The 16,433-nt window shown below is 58.8% G+C and carries 19 protein-coding genes; 9 read left to right on the top strand and 10 right to left on the bottom strand.

Going from position 1 to position 16,433, the window contains the following annotated elements; all coding sequences use genetic code 11:
* Positions 1 to 95: 95 nt before the first annotated feature.
* The 3 genes from groL to ACR3E2_RS16900 form a co-directional block, all read right to left on the bottom strand.
* The gene (gene groL / locus ACR3E2_RS16910) at positions 96 to 1,733 is read right to left on the bottom strand and encodes a chaperonin GroEL (protein ID WP_480482257.1); all 1,638 of its coding nucleotides are present in this window, start codon (positions 1,731 to 1,733) and stop codon (positions 96 to 98) included.
* Between the two features lie 53 nt (positions 1,734 to 1,786).
* A complete protein-coding gene (groES, locus tag ACR3E2_RS16905; protein ID WP_170536247.1) occupies positions 1,787 to 2,074 on the bottom strand; it encodes a co-chaperone GroES in 288 nt (95 codons plus the stop codon).
* A 152-nt stretch (positions 2,075 to 2,226) separates the two neighbouring features.
* Entirely contained in the window at positions 2,227 to 2,901 is a 675-nt protein-coding gene (locus ACR3E2_RS16900; protein WP_480482260.1) for a DUF2161 domain-containing phosphodiesterase, read from the bottom strand.
* A 110-nt stretch (positions 2,902 to 3,011) separates the two neighbouring features.
* Between ACR3E2_RS16900 and ACR3E2_RS16895 the strand changes: the two genes are divergently transcribed.
* The 4 genes from ACR3E2_RS16895 (at position 3,012) to ACR3E2_RS16880 (ending at position 6,635) form a co-directional block, all read left to right on the top strand.
* Positions 3,012 to 3,992, top strand: a complete 981-nt coding sequence (locus ACR3E2_RS16895; protein WP_480482262.1) for a TraB/GumN family protein — start codon at positions 3,012 to 3,014, stop codon at positions 3,990 to 3,992.
* A gap of 110 nt (positions 3,993 to 4,102) precedes the next feature.
* The gene (locus tag ACR3E2_RS16890) at positions 4,103 to 5,023 is read left to right on the top strand and encodes a manganese-dependent inorganic pyrophosphatase (RefSeq protein WP_480482264.1); all 921 of its coding nucleotides are present in this window, start codon (positions 4,103 to 4,105) and stop codon (positions 5,021 to 5,023) included.
* A gap of 191 nt (positions 5,024 to 5,214) precedes the next feature.
* Positions 5,215 to 6,090, top strand: a complete 876-nt coding sequence (locus tag ACR3E2_RS16885; protein WP_267362988.1) for a TIGR01459 family HAD-type hydrolase — start codon at positions 5,215 to 5,217, stop codon at positions 6,088 to 6,090.
* Positions 6,091 to 6,191: 101 nt separating this feature from the next.
* On the top strand, positions 6,192 to 6,635 hold the full coding sequence (locus ACR3E2_RS16880) for a MaoC family dehydratase (RefSeq protein ID WP_267362989.1): 444 nt from the start codon (positions 6,192 to 6,194) through the stop codon (positions 6,633 to 6,635).
* 75 nt (positions 6,636 to 6,710) lie between these two features.
* On the opposite strand, the gene ACR3E2_RS16875 is transcribed toward ACR3E2_RS16880, so the two are convergent.
* Both ACR3E2_RS16875 and ACR3E2_RS16870 read right to left on the bottom strand, forming a co-directional pair.
* Complete coding sequence (locus ACR3E2_RS16875) at positions 6,711 to 7,700, bottom strand: methylenetetrahydrofolate reductase (protein WP_480482266.1); 990 nt, start codon at positions 7,698 to 7,700, stop codon at positions 6,711 to 6,713.
* Positions 7,697 to 8,278 (bottom strand): methylenetetrahydrofolate reductase C-terminal domain-containing protein, encoded by a 582-nt coding sequence (locus ACR3E2_RS16870; protein ID WP_480482268.1) that lies wholly within the window; start codon positions 8,276 to 8,278, stop codon positions 7,697 to 7,699. Before ACR3E2_RS16870 ends, ACR3E2_RS16875 begins: the two co-directional genes overlap by 4 nt.
* A gap of 261 nt (positions 8,279 to 8,539) precedes the next feature.
* Between ACR3E2_RS16870 and ACR3E2_RS16865 the strand changes: the two genes are divergently transcribed.
* Genes ACR3E2_RS16865 through ACR3E2_RS16855 form a run of 3 tightly spaced genes read left to right on the top strand, consistent with a single transcriptional unit; the run spans position 8,540 to position 10,976 of the window.
* Complete coding sequence (locus ACR3E2_RS16865; protein ID WP_480482270.1) at positions 8,540 to 9,472, top strand: bifunctional riboflavin kinase/FAD synthetase; 933 nt, start codon at positions 8,540 to 8,542, stop codon at positions 9,470 to 9,472.
* Positions 9,469 to 9,942, top strand: a complete 474-nt coding sequence (locus tag ACR3E2_RS16860) for a YcgN family cysteine cluster protein (protein WP_209504795.1) — start codon at positions 9,469 to 9,471, stop codon at positions 9,940 to 9,942. The genes ACR3E2_RS16865 and ACR3E2_RS16860 overlap by 4 nt, the downstream gene beginning before the upstream one ends.
* A complete protein-coding gene (locus tag ACR3E2_RS16855) occupies positions 9,942 to 10,976 on the top strand; it encodes a threonine aldolase family protein (protein ID WP_480482272.1) in 1,035 nt (344 codons plus the stop codon). Before ACR3E2_RS16860 ends, ACR3E2_RS16855 begins: the two co-directional genes overlap by 1 nt.
* On the opposite strand, the gene ACR3E2_RS16850 is transcribed toward ACR3E2_RS16855, so the two are convergent.
* Positions 10,963 to 11,778, bottom strand: coding sequence for an alpha/beta fold hydrolase (locus tag ACR3E2_RS16850; RefSeq protein WP_480492802.1), 816 nt, complete (start codon positions 11,776 to 11,778; stop codon positions 10,963 to 10,965). The genes ACR3E2_RS16855 and ACR3E2_RS16850 overlap by 14 nt on opposite strands.
* 14 nt (positions 11,779 to 11,792) lie before the next feature.
* Entirely contained in the window at positions 11,793 to 12,395 is a 603-nt protein-coding gene (locus ACR3E2_RS16845; protein WP_480482276.1) for a DsbA family protein, read from the bottom strand.
* Positions 12,396 to 12,502: 107 nt separating this feature from the next.
* On the opposite strand from ACR3E2_RS16845, the gene ACR3E2_RS16840 reads away from it, so the two are divergent.
* Together ACR3E2_RS16840 and rpiB are read left to right on the top strand one after the other, a co-directional pair.
* Complete coding sequence (locus ACR3E2_RS16840; RefSeq protein ID WP_209504798.1) at positions 12,503 to 13,522, top strand: ribose-phosphate pyrophosphokinase; 1,020 nt, start codon at positions 12,503 to 12,505, stop codon at positions 13,520 to 13,522.
* Positions 13,523 to 13,627: 105 nt separating this feature from the next.
* Positions 13,628 to 14,077, top strand: coding sequence for a ribose 5-phosphate isomerase B (gene rpiB, locus ACR3E2_RS16835; protein ID WP_480482278.1), 450 nt, complete (start codon positions 13,628 to 13,630; stop codon positions 14,075 to 14,077).
* Positions 14,078 to 14,105: 28 nt separating this feature from the next.
* Here the strand turns inward: rpiB and ACR3E2_RS16830 are convergent, their stop codons facing one another.
* The 3 genes from ACR3E2_RS16830 to atpD form a co-directional block, all read right to left on the bottom strand.
* Positions 14,106 to 14,456 carry an H-type lectin domain-containing protein gene (locus ACR3E2_RS16830; RefSeq protein WP_480482280.1) on the bottom strand — a complete coding sequence of 117 codons (351 nt, stop codon included), beginning with the start codon at positions 14,454 to 14,456 and terminating at the stop codon, positions 14,106 to 14,108.
* Between the two features lie 115 nt (positions 14,457 to 14,571).
* Positions 14,572 to 14,982, bottom strand: coding sequence for a F0F1 ATP synthase subunit epsilon (locus ACR3E2_RS16825; RefSeq protein WP_209504801.1), 411 nt, complete (start codon positions 14,980 to 14,982; stop codon positions 14,572 to 14,574).
* Between the two features lie 12 nt (positions 14,983 to 14,994).
* Complete coding sequence (gene atpD, locus ACR3E2_RS16820) at positions 14,995 to 16,419, bottom strand: F0F1 ATP synthase subunit beta (RefSeq protein WP_209504802.1); 1,425 nt, start codon at positions 16,417 to 16,419, stop codon at positions 14,995 to 14,997.
* Positions 16,420 to 16,433: the final 14 nt, after the last annotated feature.

Below are 16,433 nucleotides of genomic sequence, written 5' to 3'. Positions count from 1 at the left end.
TCCGTTAGCACTTTGCTTCCCCTCTCGACAGCTTGACCTTGCAGCCAAACGCCTGTCAGGGGTCGTCGGAATTCGCTTAGGCGAATTCGACGTGCTTACATCATGCCGCCCATGCCGCCCATGTCGGGCATGCCGCCAGCAGGTGCATCTTTTTGCGGTTTGTCTGCAACCATCGCTTCGGTGGTGACCAGCAGGCCGGCAACCGATGCCGCATCTTCCAGAGCGGTACGGACAACTTTGGCCGGGTCGATCACGCCGAACGAGAACATGTCGCCATATTCTTCGGTCTGAGCGTTGAAGCCAAAGGCCGGATCCGAAGATTCGCGCACTTTGCCTGCAACAACCGCACCGTCAACGCCTGCGTTTTCGGCGATCTGGCGCAGCGGCGCTTCGATGGCCTTGCGCACGATGTTGATGCCTGCGTCCTGATCAGCGTTTGCGCCTTTCAGCGATTCCAGTGCTTTACCGGACTGAACCAGAGCAACACCACCGCCTACAACGACGCCTTCCTGAACGGCTGCGCGTGTTGCGTTCAGAGCATCGTCCACACGGTCCTTACGCTCTTTCACTTCAACTTCGGTCATGCCGCCGACGCGGATAACGGCAACACCGCCTGCCAGTTTGGCAACGCGTTCCTGCAGCTTCTCACGGTCGTAATCCGACGAGGTTTCTTCGATCTGGGTGCGGATCTGAGCAACACGTGCTTCGATCTCGGCTTTCTCGCCAGCACCGTCGACGATGGTGGTTTCGTCTTTGCTGATCTCGATCTTCTTGGCGGTGCCCAGCATGTCCATGGTGACATTCTCAAGCTTCATGCCCAGATCTTCGCTGATCACCTGACCGCCGGTCAGGATTGCGATGTCCTGCAGCATGGCCTTACGGCGATCGCCGAAGCCCGGTGCCTTGACAGCAGCAATTTTCAGGCCGCCGCGCAGTTTGTTGACAACCAGAGTTGCCAGCGCTTCGCCTTCAACGTCTTCTGCAATGATCAGCAGCGGCTTTTGCGACTGGATCACCTGCTCGAGCAGCGGAACCATCGGCTGCAGCGAAGACAGTTTCTTTTCGTGCAGCAGGATCATGCAGTCGTCGAGTTCTGCGATCATCTTGTCTGCGTTGGTGACGAAGTAAGGCGACAGGTAGCCGCGGTCGAACTGCATACCTTCGACAACATCGGTCTCGGTTTCCAGACCTTTGTTTTCTTCGACGGTGATGACGCCTTCGTTGCCAACCTTCTGCATCGCGTCCGCGATCTGCTGGCCAATTTCAGCTTCGCCATTGGCCGAGATGGTGCCAACCTGAGCAACTTCTGCCGAGTCTTTGACTTCGCGCGAAGCAGCACGGATGCCTTCGACAACTTTGGCGGTTGCCAGGTCGATGCCGCGCTTCAGGTCCATCGGGTTCAGGCCCGCTGCAACCTGCTTCAGGCCTTCTTTTACGATGGCCTGCGCCAGAACGGTCGCGGTGGTGGTGCCGTCACCGGCTTCGTCATTGGTGCGGCTGGCGACTTCTTTCACCATCTGCGCGCCCATGTTTTCGAACTTGTCTTCCAGTTCGATTTCCTTGGCAACCGAAACACCGTCTTTGGTGATGCGCGGTGCGCCGAAGGATTTGTCCAGAACCACGTTGCGGCCTTTGGGGCCCAGGGTCACTTTGACAGCATCCGCCAGAATGTTGACGCCTTTCAGCATCTTGTTGCGGGCATCGGTGTCGAACTTGACGTCCTTTGCAGCCATGTCGTTTCTCCTTGAGAAAATGTGTTTAGTGGAAGATCAGAGAAAGCGCGGGCTTACTCGATGATCCCCATGATGTCGCTTTCTTTCATCATCAGCAGCTCTTCGCCGTCGACCTGGACCTCGGTGCCCGACCATTTGCCGAACAGGATCTTGTCGCCAGCCTTGACCGCCATTGCGATCAGCTCGCCGCTGTCCTTGCGCGCGCCTTCGCCGGTTGCGACGACTTCGCCTTCGCTGGGCTTTTCTTTTGCGCTGTCAGGAATGATCAGTCCGCCTGCGGTTTTTTCATCGCTTTCGGTACGGCGAACCAGCACACGGTCATGAAGCGGTTTCAATGCCATCTTTGCAGCTCCTTGGGCTCAAAGTTTTGTTTATCCTCCCCTCGCCATTCGACGAGGCGTTAGCACTCGGTGTGTGTGAGTGATAACGACGCATAGCTAGGGAGTCTAAAACGCCGAGTCAACAAGGTGTTTGGGATTTTTTTGAGAACGGCCTAGTCGGACTGTTCCCAGCTGTAGGCCCAGTGTTTCAAGCCATCTGTTCCGTCAGACGTAAGAGCGTAGACGCCTTTTTCAACCTTCTCGAACCAGCCATAGTGATTTTCCCGCATCAACCGGGTGGCAACCGGGACACCCACCGATCTGGCAACTTCGGCCCCTTTGGCCGGGCCGTGTTCGGCCAGAAAGGCGGCGCATTTCAACGCATCCTGACGGTAGGCCGTCACGATCCCATGGCGTGTCGCGCCCCCGGAATTGGGGTCGCCCTCCAGCCGATCGAATTCGCGCAGCAGCCGCGCTGCCCTGGCCTTGTCCTTGCGCGGCGCATAGGGGCCCGGATCGCATTGCACCTCGACCGTGCCATCGGTACGTACGGTGATCAGACCCAGACCAAGCCTGCGGCACAGCGCCAGATTGTCCCTGAGCGCCCGCCGGGCCGTGCGCCCGGTGGGTTTGCTGACCCCGATATAGACCTGATCCGTGAGTTTCAGGCGGGCAATTGCCTGATGGAACAGGGACAGCGTGAACCTGAGCTTGAGCTCGACAATCACAGGCGGCTCGTCTTCGCGCATCGCGACGATATCGGCAGCGCCCACTTCTCCTTTGACGGTGTATCCCTGACGCTCCAAAAGCGCCTTGATCGGGGGATAGAGGTCCTGCTCGCGGTTCATGGGGCCTATGCTACGCAGATTGTTGAGGAATACCAGACGGGTTGCTTGAACATGGGTCGCAGGCATGGCTATGTCTGGAACACCTTGATGACACAACACCGGATGGGTTCATGCGCCTGCTGACATTTCTTGCTTTTCTACTGGCCCCGATCACGGCTAAGGCTGCGTGCGATGGGCAGGACCTGCGCCCACTGCTGTCAGATGACGCGCGGGCCGAGTTGCAACGCGCCGTGGCGGACATCCCCTTTCCGGAAGGCAACCACTGGATTGCGCGCAAGGATGACACGGTTCTGCACATCATTGGCACCCTGCACACGTATGACGAACGTATGGAAAAGGTGGTTGAACGCCTGTCTCCGGACCTGAGCCAGGCTGACGCGTTCTATTTCGAAGTCACCCAGACTGACATGGATGCATTCGAAAAAAACCTGGCCAATAATCTCAGCGCTGTAATGATCACATCCGGGCCGACCCTGATCGACCTGATGGGAGATGAAGACTGGGCCGCATTCTCGACCGCGTTGAACCAGCGCGGCATTCCCGGCTGGATGGCGGCCAAAATGCGACCGTGGTTCTTGAGCATGATGCTGAGCATCCCGCCCTGCATGATGGAAGATCCGAACGGGACCTACGGCATGGACGCCCGCCTGAACGATCTGGCCGCAGAAAACGGCATTCCGCAACACTCGCTGGAACGTATCGACGACCTGATCGCCATGTTCGACAGTCACCCGCTGGAACAGCAGGTCGAGTCACTGGTGCGCCTGTCCGGGGCGATGATGGGAAGCAACGATCAACTGGCCACCATGGCCAATGGATATCTGGAAGAAAAGCACGCCGAGATCATACAATTTGCCCGCCTGCAGGGGTTCGAAGAATCCGGGCTGAGCCGGGACGTCTTCGATGAGGAATGGAACGGGTTCGAGCAGCAGATGCTGGTCCAGCGGAATGCCCTGTGGATGGAGCATATTCTGGCCATCACGGATCAGACAGCGGTGATCGCGGTCGGCGCAGGTCATCTGAGTGACGACCACGGTTTGCTGAACCAGCTGGAGCAGGCCGGATACACGCTGACACGCGCCTCTTTCTAAGCCGGTTCAGCGGTTTTCAGACCAAGCGTCGCAGACGGGCTGCTGTGGCGTGACAAGGACGTTTGTCCGCCCTATAAGGCGCGCAAATTTCCATTCCGCAGGACGCTGACATGACAACGCTCGTATTTGGTCACAAATCCCCCGACACCGATTCCACAGGCTCGCCGATCCTGTGGTCGTGGTACCTTAACGAAATCAAAGGTGTGCAGGCCGAGCCCGTGCTGTTGGGCGAACCCAACACCGAAGCGGCATTCATGCTGGACAACTGGGATCTGCCGAAGCCACGTATCCTGAACGATCTGGCCGCGGACACTCCGGTGGTCATCGTCGACACCAACAACCCCGCCGAACTGCCCGCCAACGTCAATGACGCAGACATCCGCGCCATTATCGACCACCACAAGCTGGTCGGTGGTCTGGAAACCAAAGGCCCGATCGACATCACCGTGCGCCCGCTGGCCTGCACGGCCACCATCATGGTCGACCTGATGGGCGACGATGCGGCCAAGATGCCTGACGCCATCAAGGGCGCGGCACTGACCTGCATCCTGTCGGACACGCTGGAATTCCGCTCGCCCACCACCACGCCCCATGACCGCGAGGTTGCTGAGCGGCTGGCAGCCGAGCTGGAGCTGGATATCTCGGCTTACGCGGCAGACATGTTTGCGGCGAAATCGGATGTCTCGTCCTTCTCGGATGCCGAACTGATCCGCATGGACAGCAAGGAATACGAGGTCGATGGCACCAATTTCCGTGTCTCGGTTCTGGAAACCACTGCGCCGGGCGTCATTCTGGACCGCAAGGCAAGCCTGGCGGGTTCGATGGTGGATGTCGCCAAGGAAGACGGTGTCGATCAGGTGTTGCTGTTCGTCGTGGATATCCTGAACGAGGAAGCCACTCTGCTGGTGCCCAACGATCTGGTCAAAACCGTTGCCGAGAAAAGCTTTGGTGCATCCGTCGATGGCGACGCCGTGGTTCTGCCGGGCATCATGAGCCGTAAAAAGCAGATCATTCCGAACCTGAAGGTCTGAAGAAACACGCGGGGTCTGTCGTTCTGAGTAAAACGGACCCCGCATTATTGGTCTTCGGCCTGCGCATCCGGCATTGCGCTTGGGCAGACCTGTACCCGACAGATGAAATACAGGGTGGCCACCTATCGATTGGTGGCCAATCCCTTGCCAATCGGTCATAAGGCTCGTGCAGTTTCAGCTTGAGGCCACATATGACCCAGATCGTTCACGCGCTTTCCGAAATCTCTGCCCGCTACAAAGCGTTGTTTGTCGATCTGTGGGGGTGCGTTCACAACGGGATCACGGCCTATCCCGAAGCTGTTGCAGCCCTTCAAGCCTATCGCGCGGACGGGGGGCTTGTCGTGCTGGTCACGAACTCGCCCAAACCCCGCGCGGGTGTGGCCGAGCAACTGGTGCAGTTCAATGTTCCCGCAGACGCCTATGACACCATTGCCACCAGCGGCGATTCCGCGCGGTCGGCGATGTTCCGTGGCGCTGTCGGGCACAAGGTTTACTTCATGGGGGAATGGCAGCGCGATGCGGGCTTTTTCGAGCCACTGAAACTGCTGCACCACCCGATCCATATCGAACGTGTCCCGCTAAGAGAGGCCGAAGGGATCGTCTGCTGTGGTCCCTTTGATCCGATGGCTGACCCGGACGTGAACCGCCCCGATTTCCTCTATGCCAAACAGATGGGCATGAAGCTGCTATGCGCAAACCCCGATATTGTTGTCGATCGCGGCGAGGTGCGCGAATGGTGTGCCGGCGCTTTGGCAAAGCTCTATACCGAGATGGGCGGCGAGAGCCTGTATTTCGGCAAACCGCACCCGCCGATCTACGATCTGGCGCGCCGCAGGTTGCAGGAACTGGGCCATGATATCCCGGACAGCGACATTCTGGTGATCGGCGACGGCCCCCATACGGACATTCTGGGGGGCATGGGTGAAGGCATTGATTCCCTGTTCATTTCGGGCGGGCTGGCGGCGGCCGAGACAAAAACGTCGCACCATCCGGATCACGAATCCCTAACAGCTTATATCGAAAGGGAAAAGATCAACCCGACCTACACAATCGGTCGATTGAGATAGCAAGAAAAGACTTGATTTTCTGCAACTGCGAAGTAATAAAGTTGCCAACCTAGGCCGGATAGTGGTTTTTTCTTTCTCGGTCGATTTCGAGTGAGGGCAACATGTTGGACAATCTTCCACGCGGAACGATCTGTATCGAAGACATCGAAATGGGCATGTCCCGCCACCTGCGCAAAGTGGTGACGGACGAAGATATCGAGATGTTTGCGCAGATCTCGACAGACCGGAATCCGGTGCATCTGGATGATGATTATGCCCGCGATACAATCTTCGAAGGGCGCATCGCGCACGGGATGCTGACAGCTGGGCTGATTTCGGCCGTGATTGGCGAACAACTGCCGGGCCATGGCACGGTCTATATGGGGCAGTCACTGAAGTTCCTGGCCCCCGTGCGCCCCGGTGACATGGTTTACGCCGAGGTCAAAGTTATCGACATCGACTTTTCCAAGCGTCGCGTCAAACTGGATTGCCATTGCTCGGTCGAGGGCAAGAAGGTTCTGATCGGTGAAGCCATGGTACTGGCCCCGTCGCGCAAGTTCGACTGATCGGCGAACACTTCCATGCAAAAGGCGCCCGACCGGCGCCTTTTTTGTTTGGACGCTGTTTTTTGCCTGTGCCTTTCAGGACGGTCGGGCGTGTTTTCGCCCTTTCAACGCACCGGATTCCAGAATGATCTCTGACACCACGTGTTCGCGCCTGTAGGCCATCACATGAACGCCGGACACCCCCGCGATATCGCGGATCTGCTGGATCAGTTCGATACAGATCTTCTTGCCCTCGTCAGCTGGCTTTTCGGCTTTCTCCATCCGCTCGATGACCTGATCGGGGATGTGAATGCCGGGAACATTGCTGCGCATCCAGCGTGCCGCACGCGCTGACGCGATGGGGCCGACGCCCGCGATGATGAACACTTTCTTGTCCAGCCCCGCATCCCTCACCCGCGCCATGAATTTCTCGAACAGCGGAATGTCGTAGATGTAATTGGTCTGAATATACTCGGCCCCGGCCTCAACCTTCTTTGCCAGACGGTCAGGTCGCCAGTCATAAGGCGGGATACAGGGGTTTTCGGCAGCACCAAGGAACAGTTGCGGCGGGCGCGTGATCTTACGACCAGAAAGGAACATTCCCTGATCGCGCATCGTGCGGATCGTCCGCAACAGGGTCAGGGAATCGAAATCGAAAACCGGTTTTGCCCCCGGCTGATCCCCGACGCCGACGCCGTCGCCGGTCAGGCACAGCACGTTACTGACGCCCAACGCCGCAGCCCCCAGAACATCTCCCTGAATGGCAATCCGGTTCCGGTCGCGGCAGGAAATCTGATAGACCGGAGAATAACCCGCGCGCGTCAGCAAGGCACAAATCCCAATCGAGGACATGTGACAGTTCGCGCCCGAAGCATCGGTTGCATTGATCGCGTCAGCCACTTCACCAAGCGGTTGGGCCGCCTGAAAAACATCCTCGGGGTCGGCACTGTCGGGTGGGTTCAATTCGGCTGTGACTGCGAAACGGCCTGAACGGAGTACCTTTTCCAACCGGCTGTGCGACACATATCCTTGGGGAACCGGAACATAGCCAATCGGCTCCACCTCGTTGCGATGGGTATCACTCATTTCTTCAGTTCCCGGTTTATCGCGTTGGGTGGTTCGGCGGCCAGTGGTGCCGCAGAAGGTTCATTCTCGCGCGCTTCGGGGAATGCCTCGGCCAGCGCCAATCGGGCAGCATCCCGGGTCTCGCGCTCGTGCGCTGCAATCTCGCGGCTGACCCGCAACCAGGATGACGAGCCTTTCAACGTGTGCTCCACCGGTGGCAGAACTTCTTTTATCTTGTCGGCTCCGTGCCGCATGCGGCTGGCTCCGTTCCAGGCCAGGGCCCAGACGCATTTCATATCCGGCTTCACCTCGCAGAACTCGCCGGGACGTACGCCGCCACATGGGCCATTGCGCAATTGCTTTGGGCAGTTCATCGGGCAGGACATGCCGGTGGATGACAACACGCATTGCCCGCACATCTTGCAATCGAACAACAGGGTTTTGACGCCCTTCTCGACCAGTGCGATGGGGCGTTCGACGCGGTTATATCCGATCTTTGCAAATAGCGGGTCCATCGCGACCATGCCGCGTTCGACACATTTATAGATCCACTCGAAAGTGCGGGCATGACGAATCGCGAACAGTCGCATTCGGTACATGGGTCTGCCTCCTGTGCTGGGTTCGTTCGAACCTGGCCGGGCTTTGATCCGGTGCGCCTTAATCCAGGGGACCGGATTTTCAGTCTAAACCCAGAGTTTTTTTTGAATCAAGCGGTTGGAGGCGCCTGGCCTGAAATACTTGGATTGGCCATGTGCATTTTCCCGGCCAAGCGAAATGTTCAAGGCTCATTCGCAGGATCGCATTCTTGGAATTCAAACTGCCGCTTGAACAAATTGACTCGCGCCGCTACGCAATCGTCTATGCACATCATCCGGGATATCCAGTTCGTCCAGCCAGAAGATCGCGGCGCCAGCGTGGCAATCGGGAATTTCGACGGCGTTCATTTGGGGCACCAGTCGGTCATCGAACTGGCCCGTAAAGCTGCGCCAGACGCGCCGCTGGGTGTGTTGACCTTCGAGCCGCATCCGCGGGAGTATTTTGCGCCGGACACGCCTCCGTTCCGCCTGATGCGGGGCAATGCGCGGGCGCACCGGCTGGAAAAGCTGGGCGTAGAGAAGCTGTATGAACTGCCGTTCAACGCCGCGCTGGCAGGGCTATCGCCGGAAGAGTTTGCACGCAACGTGATCTGCGACGGGCTGGGCCTGTCGCATGTCGTGGTGGGGGCCGATTTCTGCTTTGGCAAGGGCCGCAGCGGCACGGCGCAGGATCTGGTGCGGTTCGGGCGGGACATGGGGTTCGGCGTGACGATTGCGCCTTTGATGGAACGGTCGGAAAACGTTGTGTCCTCAACCGCCATTCGCACCGCGCTGAGCGACGGCCGACCACGGGACGCAGCCGCGATGCTGGGACACTGGCACCGGATCGAAGGCGAAGTGATCGGGGGCGAACAGCGCGGGCGCGAGTTGGGCTTTCCCACCGCGAATATGTCCATCGAAGGGCTGCACCCGCCAAAGTTCGGTGTCTACGCCGTATTGGTGGACGTGTTGGATGGGCCGCATAAAGGCAGCTATCACGGCGCAGCCTCGATCGGGGTACGTCCGATGTTTAACGGCCAGGTGCCCAATATCGAAACCTTCCTGTTCGACTTTTCGGGCGATCTGTACGGGGCGACGCTGTCGGTGGGTCTGATCGACTTTCTGCGCCCCGAGATGACATTTGACGGGCTGGAGAGTCTGATCACGCAGATGGATGCCGACTGCAAACAGGCCCGCGGTATATTGACCACCCTATGAGTGTTGATCCGATTGAACGCACGGGCCTGCCTGCCCGGTTTTGGGAGCGCAAACCCCTGCGCCAAATGAACCAGCGCGAGTGGGAGGCGTTATGTGATGGCTGCGGCAAATGCTGCCTGAACAAGCTGGAAGATGAAGACACGGGCGAGGTTGCCCTGACCTGCGTCGCGTGCCGCCTGTTGGATGACGAAAGCTGCCGCTGCGTACAATACGACATCCGGCATCAATTCGTGCCCGAATGCATCGTCATGACCCCCGACAATATCGACGAACATGCCTATTGGTTGCCACAAACCTGCGCGTATCGGTTGCTGTGGGAAGGCAAACCGCTTTACGACTGGCACCCGTTGATATCTGGTACAGCGGACAGTGTGCATGCCGCCGGGGTCTCGGTTCAGGGGCGCACAGTGTCCGAGTTTGAGACACCCATGGAAGAGTGGGAAGATTACATAATCGAGGAGCCAAGCTGATGCATTTCGCGTCTGACAATTCCGGGCCGGTTCATCCGCAGGTCATGGCCAGGCTGGCCGAGGTCAATCAGGGCTATCAGATGGCCTATGGTGCGGATACGCTGATGAACGAGGTGCGCGACCGTATCCGCAGCATCTTCGAGGCTCCGGGTGCTGCGGTCTATCTGGTGGCGACGGGGACAGCCGCGAATTCTCTGGCCCTTGCAACATTGTCAAAGCCTTGGGAAACGGTTTTCTGTTCCCCAGTCGCGCATATCCACGAGGACGAATGCAACGCACCGGAGTTTTACAGCGGCGCCAAGCTGACCCTGGTTCCGGGCGGAGACAAGATGACCCCTGAGGCGCTGCGCGGGTCAATTCTGGGTGAAGAAACACGCGGCGTACATGGGCCGCAGCGCGGACCCGTGTCGATCACACAAGTGACCGAGCGCGGATCGGTTTATTCGCTGGCAGAGTTGCAGGCCCTGTGCGGGGTCGCCAAGACGTACGGCCTGCCTGTACATCTGGACGGCGCGCGCTTTACCAACGCGTTGGTTGCGCTGAACTGTTCCCCGGCGGATATGACGTGGAAAGCAGGTGTGGATGCTGTCAGTTTTGGTGGCACCAAGAACGGTCTGATGGGTGTCGAGGCGGTGGTGTTCTTTGATGAAAGCAAAGCCTGGGAGTTTGAGCTGCGGCGCAAGCGCGGGGCGCATCTGTTTTCCAAGCACCGCTATCTGTCCGCTCAGATGGCGGCCTATCTGGAAGACGACCTGTGGCTGAAGATGGCACGTCAGGCCAATGACAACTGCGCCCGCTTGGCCGAGGGTTTGCGCGCCAAGGGGGCCGCGTTTCTGCACGAACCGCAGGCCAATATGATCTTTGCCTCATTCCCACGCGCGAAGCACAAGCAGCTGCATGAGGCCGGCGCGGTTTATCACCTTTGGGGGGCAGAGCTGGACGGCGAGGATGAAAACGAAAACCTCGCGTGCAGGCTGGTTTGCGACTGGTCCATCGGAGCGGCGGAGATCGATCAGTTTCTCAATCTGCTTTAACGCCTAACGGGGCGTTGGCCTGCCAGAACGCCCGCAGCAAAGCGCCGGTTTCATCAGGGTGTGAAATCGGCAGCATGTGCCCTGCGCCGTTGATGCGTTCATGGCGTGCATCAGGCAGGCGCCGTTTCAGCCCTGCGCAAATCGCGTGGATCACCGGCGGCGTCTCTGACCCGCTCAGCAGCAGGGTCGGCATCGATGCACGCCGAAGCTGATCGGCGTTAAGCAACCCTGCCTGATCATCGTAGAGCACAGGCTGCGAAGCCGGAACCGCATCGATTCCACGCACCATATTTGCCCGCGTGCGTTCGGGCAAATCAGGCCATTTGGGGCTGATCTTCGTGCTCCACGCCCTGTTGAACAGGCGCGCCGCCAAAACCTTGTCACCAGATGCGAAGGCCGCATTGACCGGCTCGGAGTCCCGTTCGTGCTGTTCGAACAACAGCGGCGCATCCTGTTTTGCAACTGCAAAGAACACGGGTTCGATCAGGATCAGGCTGCGCACGCGGTCGGGATGTTCGATCGCCAGCCTGAGCGCGATCATCGCCCCAAAGGAATGCCCGATTACATCCATGGGTTCGGTCAATTCAGCCAGGGCGGGTTTGGTCACTGCGTCAAAGAAATCACCCTGCCCGTCCCAATCCGGGCTGCGCCCATGCGACAACATATCCGGGGCAATAAATGACGCGCAGCCATCCAGCGCACTGGCCAAACCGGACCAGGCACCGGAATGTGCAATCGTGCAATGGAGGGCGAGCAGTTTCCGCTCCCCCTCACCCAAGTGCCTGACGAAAACCGATTGCATCGCGGCCCTGACCGTCACCCGTTCATCTCGGCCAGATGCCGGTCCAGATCATCCAGCCTGTCCTGACCCCAGAACCGCTGGTCGTCGGGCGTGATATAGAACGGTGCGCCGAAGACACCTCGGTCCACGGCTTCCTCGAGGTTGGCGGCATAGGTTTCTGCCCCAACCAGCAAGCCGCTGTCTGCCAGACCGGGTTCAAACCCGGCTTGCGTCAGACATTCGCGGATGACATCGTCCTGTGCGATATCCTTTTCCTCGGCCCAGCAGGCGCGAAGGAAGGAATGACACAGCTTACCCACATCGCCCGAACCGTCCTTGATCGCGGCAATAACCGCATAAGATGACGGGGCCATGTTGGTCGGCCAGTGCGCCGGTTTCAGATTGAACTCCATCCCCAGATTCTTCGATTGGCGCAGCAACTCCTGTGCGCGGTATTCGATACGAGAGATATGCCGGTCTTTCGGAGGGGTTCCCCCGGTGCGCGCGAACAGGGCGATAATGTCCAGCGGTTTATAGTTGATCGTCGCGCCGTGTTTCGCCGCAATTTCTTCCAGCCGCATCCCCGCCAGATAGGAATAGGGTGAGAGTGTCGCAAAAAAGTAGTCAATCTGGGTCATGTGCACTTTCTCCGCTGCGTTACCTTTGCGGGACGGTAAGGCCATGCTAAGCGGTGTCAACATCACGATTCTGTCACATTGCCATTGCTGCCCGGGGACCTCAGCCGATGCCGACACTTCACGAACCCAAGCTTATCGCTGGGAACGCCAACCTTCCGCTTGCCCAAGCCATCGCACGCCGCATGAGCCTGTACCGAGGCGTTGATCAGGGTCTGGTCGATGCGCGTGTCGAACGGTTCAACGACGGTGAGATTTTCGTCGAAGTATTCGAGAATGTGCGCGGCGAGGATATGTTCATTATCCAGCCGACCTCGAACCCGGCCAATGACAACCTGATGGAACTGCTGATCATCGCAGATGCCCTGCGCCGGTCGTCCGCGCAGCGGATCACTGCCGTGATCCCGTATTTCGGGTACGCTCGTCAGGACCGTCGCACCAAGGCCCGCACGCCCATCAGCGCCAAGCTGGTGGCCAACATGCTGACCGGGGCCGGGATCGAACGGATCCTGACAATGGACCTGCACGCGGCCCAGATTCAGGGCTTTTTCGATATGCCCGTGGACAACCTTTATGCCTCGCCCATCTTTGCGCTGGATGTGAAGCATCAGTTCAAGGGAAATCTGGATGAAATCATGGTGGTTTCACCCGACGTGGGCGGCGTTGCCCGCGCGCGTGAACTGGCCAAGCGGATCAACGCCCCTCTGTCGATCGTGGACAAGCGCCGCGAGAAAGCGGGCGAAGTCGCCGAGATGACCGTGATCGGGGATGTGAAGGACAAGATCTGTCTGATCGTCGACGACATGTGCGACACCGCCGGAACGCTGTGCAAGGCGGCGCAGGTGCTTCTGGATAACGGTGCGAAAGAAGTTCATTCCTACATCACGCATGGCGTCATGAGCGGCCCTGCGGTGGAACGGGTGACAAATTCGGTGATGAAGTCGCTGGTGCTGACCGACACGATCCAACCGACCAAAGAGATTTTGGGCGCCAAGAACATCCGCATTGTTCCGACCGCGCCTATCTTTACGCAGGCGATCCTGAACATCTGGAACGGAACCAGCGTGTCATCCCTGTTCGAAGACAAGACACTGACGCCGATCTACGAATCCATGTACCAGATGGATTGAGTTTGGACGGGGCGACGGGATGTGTCGTCCCTTTCTTTTTGAACCATCGATTGCGCACAAGCCTGACCCATGTGCGCGATCAACGACACAAGTGGACCGATCTCCATGACTGGCAACAAACGCATTGTTCTTTCCAGCGACCACGCGGCAATCGAGCTGCGTCAGGCCGTGGCCAACCACATCGCGCAGCAAGGCTGGGACGTGGTCGATATCGGCCCGACGACCTCTGAAAGCACCCATTATCCCAAACACGGCAAGGCCGCGGCACTGACTGTTGCATCGGGTGATTGCGAATTGGGTATTATCCTCTGCGGCACGGGTCAGGGCATCATGATGGCTGCAAACAAGGTACCCGGCATTCGCTGCGGCGTCTGTTCAGATGCGTTTTCTGCGCGGATGATCCGCCAGCACAACAATGCCAACATGCTGTCAATTGGTGCGCGTGTCGTCGGCGAAGGTCAGGCGCTGGATATTGTGGATGCGTTTCTGGGGGCCGAATTCGAAGGTGGCCGCCACGCCACACGGGTCGACATGATCGAAGCGCAGGACGACTGAGCCCCGCGCCTGTCCTGCAAGCCCCGGATCAGGAAATGTTCCAGTCGTCGGGGTGTGCTACCTCTCCAAACGCGGTCCAACTGATCCGGATCCGGGCAATCCGCGTGTCGGACCATGTCCGAAACACCGCTTCGAACCCTTCCGAGGTGATATTTTCTGCCTGAACCTCGGCGCGCAGGGCTGATGATGTGTCGACATCCCAAAGGGAAATCCCGATCTGAACCATGGGCGGGCTAAGAAACGTGCCCTTGAATTGGATGGGTTTCCGGCGTTCGCGGGGGCCTTCGCCAGTCCACATGTCCCCGCCTTCGGCAAATTCCGAAAACAGAACACTTTCACCCTGATCGATGCCAATGGGATGGGTCAGAAATTTTTTCATGTTTTCATCATTATACTTGAATTTCCGCAACTTACCCCGGCTTTCTGGCAAAAGCACGACAAAAAAAACGGCCCCGCAATCGCGAGGCCGTTCCAATTTTCCACTGTTAAGCCAATTACAGGCTCATATGTGTCCCAAGAGCTTCCATATCGGCCAGCAGCTTGGCGGCTTCGTCGACGATCGACATGTCGTCGCCGCCCTTTGCCGCTTCGTGCGAGGCGCGTGCCTCGGCAATCAGCTCGTCCATATGCGAACGGGTGATTTCCGAAACCGGAACCGCCTTTTCGGCCAGAACCGACAGGCTGTCGCCGTTGATCTGGGCAAACCCGCCGGTGACCAGGTATTCGCTGGACCCTTCGGGTGCCTCAACCTTCAGCAGACCGGGGCGCAGCGTTGTGATGGTGGGGGCGTGATCGGGCATCGCCGTCATGTCCCCGTCCGCGCCGGGAATCTGGACCGCGGTGACCTCGAGCGAAGCAAGGCTCCGCTCGGGGCTGACGAGGTCGAAATGCATCGTGTTTGCCATCAGGGATACTCCTTAGGCGGCTGCTGCTGCCATTTTTTCGGCTTTGGCGATCACTTCGTCGATGCCGCCAACCATCAGGAAGGCTGCCTCGGGCAGGTGATCGTATTCGCCAGCCACAACCGCCTTGAACGACGAGATTGTGACATCCAGAGGAACCTGAACCCCCGGCGAGCCGGTGAAGACCTCGGCCACGTCGAACGGCTGCGACAGGAAGCGTTCGATCTTACGGGCACGGGCCACGGTCAGCTTGTCCTCTTCCGACAGTTCGTCCATGCCGAGGATGGCGATGATGTCCTGCAGCGACTTGTAGCGCTGGAGGATCTGCTGAACGTCGGTCGCAACCTTGTAGTGCTCTTCCCCGACGATGGCCGGGTCGAGCAGGCGCGAGGTCGAGTCGAGCGGGTCAACCGCTGGGTAGATACCCTTTTCCGAGATCGCACGGTTGAGAACGGTGGTCGCGTCGAGGTGCGCAAACGAGGTTGCCGGCGCGGGGTCGGTCAAGTCGTCCGCAGGCACGTAGATCGCCTGCACCGAAGTGATCGATCCGGCCTTTGTCGAGGTGATGCGTTCCTGCAGGGCGCCCATGTCGGTGGCCAGTGTCGGCTGGTAGCCCACAGCGGACGGGATACGACCCAGCAGAGCCGAAACCTCGGAACCCGCCTGCGTGAAGCGGAAGATGTTGTCGACGAAGAAAAGAACGTCGGTACCGGACTGGTCGCGGAACTGCTCGGCCAGGGTCAGACCGGTCAGAGCAACACGCGCACGCGCACCCGGAGGTTCGTTCATCTGACCGTAAACCAGGGCCACCTGGCTTTCCGACAGGTTGTCCGGCTTGATCACGTTCGATTCGATCATCTCGTGATACAGGTCGTTGCCTTCACGGGTCCGTTCACCAACACCCGCAAACACCGAGAAGCCCGAGTGCACTTTTGCGATGTTGTTGATCAGTTCCATGATCAGAACGGTTTTGCCAACGCCAGCGCCGCCGAACAGGCCGATCTTACCGCCTTTTGCGTAAGGGGCCAGCAGATCAACCACCTTGATGCCGGTGACCAGAACTTCGGACTCGGTCGACTGTTCGGCAAAGGTCGGTGCGGGCTGGTGGATCGCGCGCGCTTCGGTTGCCTCCACCGGACCTTTTTCGTCGATCGGCTCGCCGACCACGTTCAGGATGCGGCCCAGGGTGGCGTTGCCAACCGGAACCGAGATCGGTGCACCGGTGTCGGTGACCACTTCACCACGGACCAGACCTTCGGTCGCGTCCATCGCGATGGTGCGGACAGTGTTTTCACCCAGGTGCTGAGCAACTTCCAACACCAGGCGCTTGCCGTTGTTGGTGGTTTCCAGCGCGTTCAGAATTTCAGGCAGCTGATCTTCGAAGTGCACGTCGACGACGGCCCCGATGATCTGTGTGACTTTGCCTTTTGCATTCGCCATGTTTCGTCTCCGGT

Source organism: Ruegeria sp. AL7 (assembly GCF_056536105.1).
The sequence above is the reverse complement of the archived record's forward strand: the minus strand, read 5'-3'. Positions and strand labels throughout refer to the sequence as shown.

Bases quoted from the DNA above. Each gene is read 5' to 3' on its own strand.
- groL (WP_480482257.1), bottom strand. From the start codon at position 1,733: ATGGCTGCAAAGGACGTCAAGTTCGACACCGATGCCCGCAACAAGATG.
- groES (WP_170536247.1), bottom strand. From the start codon at position 2,074: ATGGCATTGAAACCGCTTCATGACCGTGTGCTGGTTCGCCGTACCGAA.
- ACR3E2_RS16900 (WP_480482260.1), bottom strand. From the start codon at position 2,901: ATGAACCGCGAGCAGGACCTCTATCCCCCGATCAAGGCGCTTTTGGAG.
- ACR3E2_RS16895 (WP_480482262.1), top strand. From the start codon at position 3,012: ATGCGCCTGCTGACATTTCTTGCTTTTCTACTGGCCCCGATCACGGCT.
- ACR3E2_RS16890 (WP_480482264.1), top strand. From the start codon at position 4,103: ATGACAACGCTCGTATTTGGTCACAAATCCCCCGACACCGATTCCACA.
- ACR3E2_RS16885 (WP_267362988.1), top strand. From the start codon at position 5,215: ATGACCCAGATCGTTCACGCGCTTTCCGAAATCTCTGCCCGCTACAAA.
- ACR3E2_RS16880 (WP_267362989.1), top strand. From the start codon at position 6,192: ATGTTGGACAATCTTCCACGCGGAACGATCTGTATCGAAGACATCGAA.
- ACR3E2_RS16875 (WP_480482266.1), bottom strand. From the start codon at position 7,700: ATGAGTGATACCCATCGCAACGAGGTGGAGCCGATTGGCTATGTTCCG.
- ACR3E2_RS16870 (WP_480482268.1), bottom strand. From the start codon at position 8,278: ATGTACCGAATGCGACTGTTCGCGATTCGTCATGCCCGCACTTTCGAG.
- ACR3E2_RS16865 (WP_480482270.1), top strand. From the start codon at position 8,540: ATGCACATCATCCGGGATATCCAGTTCGTCCAGCCAGAAGATCGCGGC.
- ACR3E2_RS16860 (WP_209504795.1), top strand. From the start codon at position 9,469: ATGAGTGTTGATCCGATTGAACGCACGGGCCTGCCTGCCCGGTTTTGG.
- ACR3E2_RS16855 (WP_480482272.1), top strand. From the start codon at position 9,942: ATGCATTTCGCGTCTGACAATTCCGGGCCGGTTCATCCGCAGGTCATG.
- ACR3E2_RS16850 (WP_480492802.1), bottom strand. From the start codon at position 11,778: ATGCAATCGGTTTTCGTCAGGCACTTGGGTGAGGGGGAGCGGAAACTG.
- ACR3E2_RS16845 (WP_480482276.1), bottom strand. From the start codon at position 12,395: ATGACCCAGATTGACTACTTTTTTGCGACACTCTCACCCTATTCCTAT.
- ACR3E2_RS16840 (WP_209504798.1), top strand. From the start codon at position 12,503: ATGCCGACACTTCACGAACCCAAGCTTATCGCTGGGAACGCCAACCTT.
- rpiB (WP_480482278.1), top strand. From the start codon at position 13,628: ATGACTGGCAACAAACGCATTGTTCTTTCCAGCGACCACGCGGCAATC.
- ACR3E2_RS16830 (WP_480482280.1), bottom strand. From the start codon at position 14,456: ATGAAAAAATTTCTGACCCATCCCATTGGCATCGATCAGGGTGAAAGT.
- ACR3E2_RS16825 (WP_209504801.1), bottom strand. From the start codon at position 14,982: ATGGCAAACACGATGCATTTCGACCTCGTCAGCCCCGAGCGGAGCCTT.
- atpD (WP_209504802.1), bottom strand. From the start codon at position 16,419: ATGGCGAATGCAAAAGGCAAAGTCACACAGATCATCGGGGCCGTCGTC.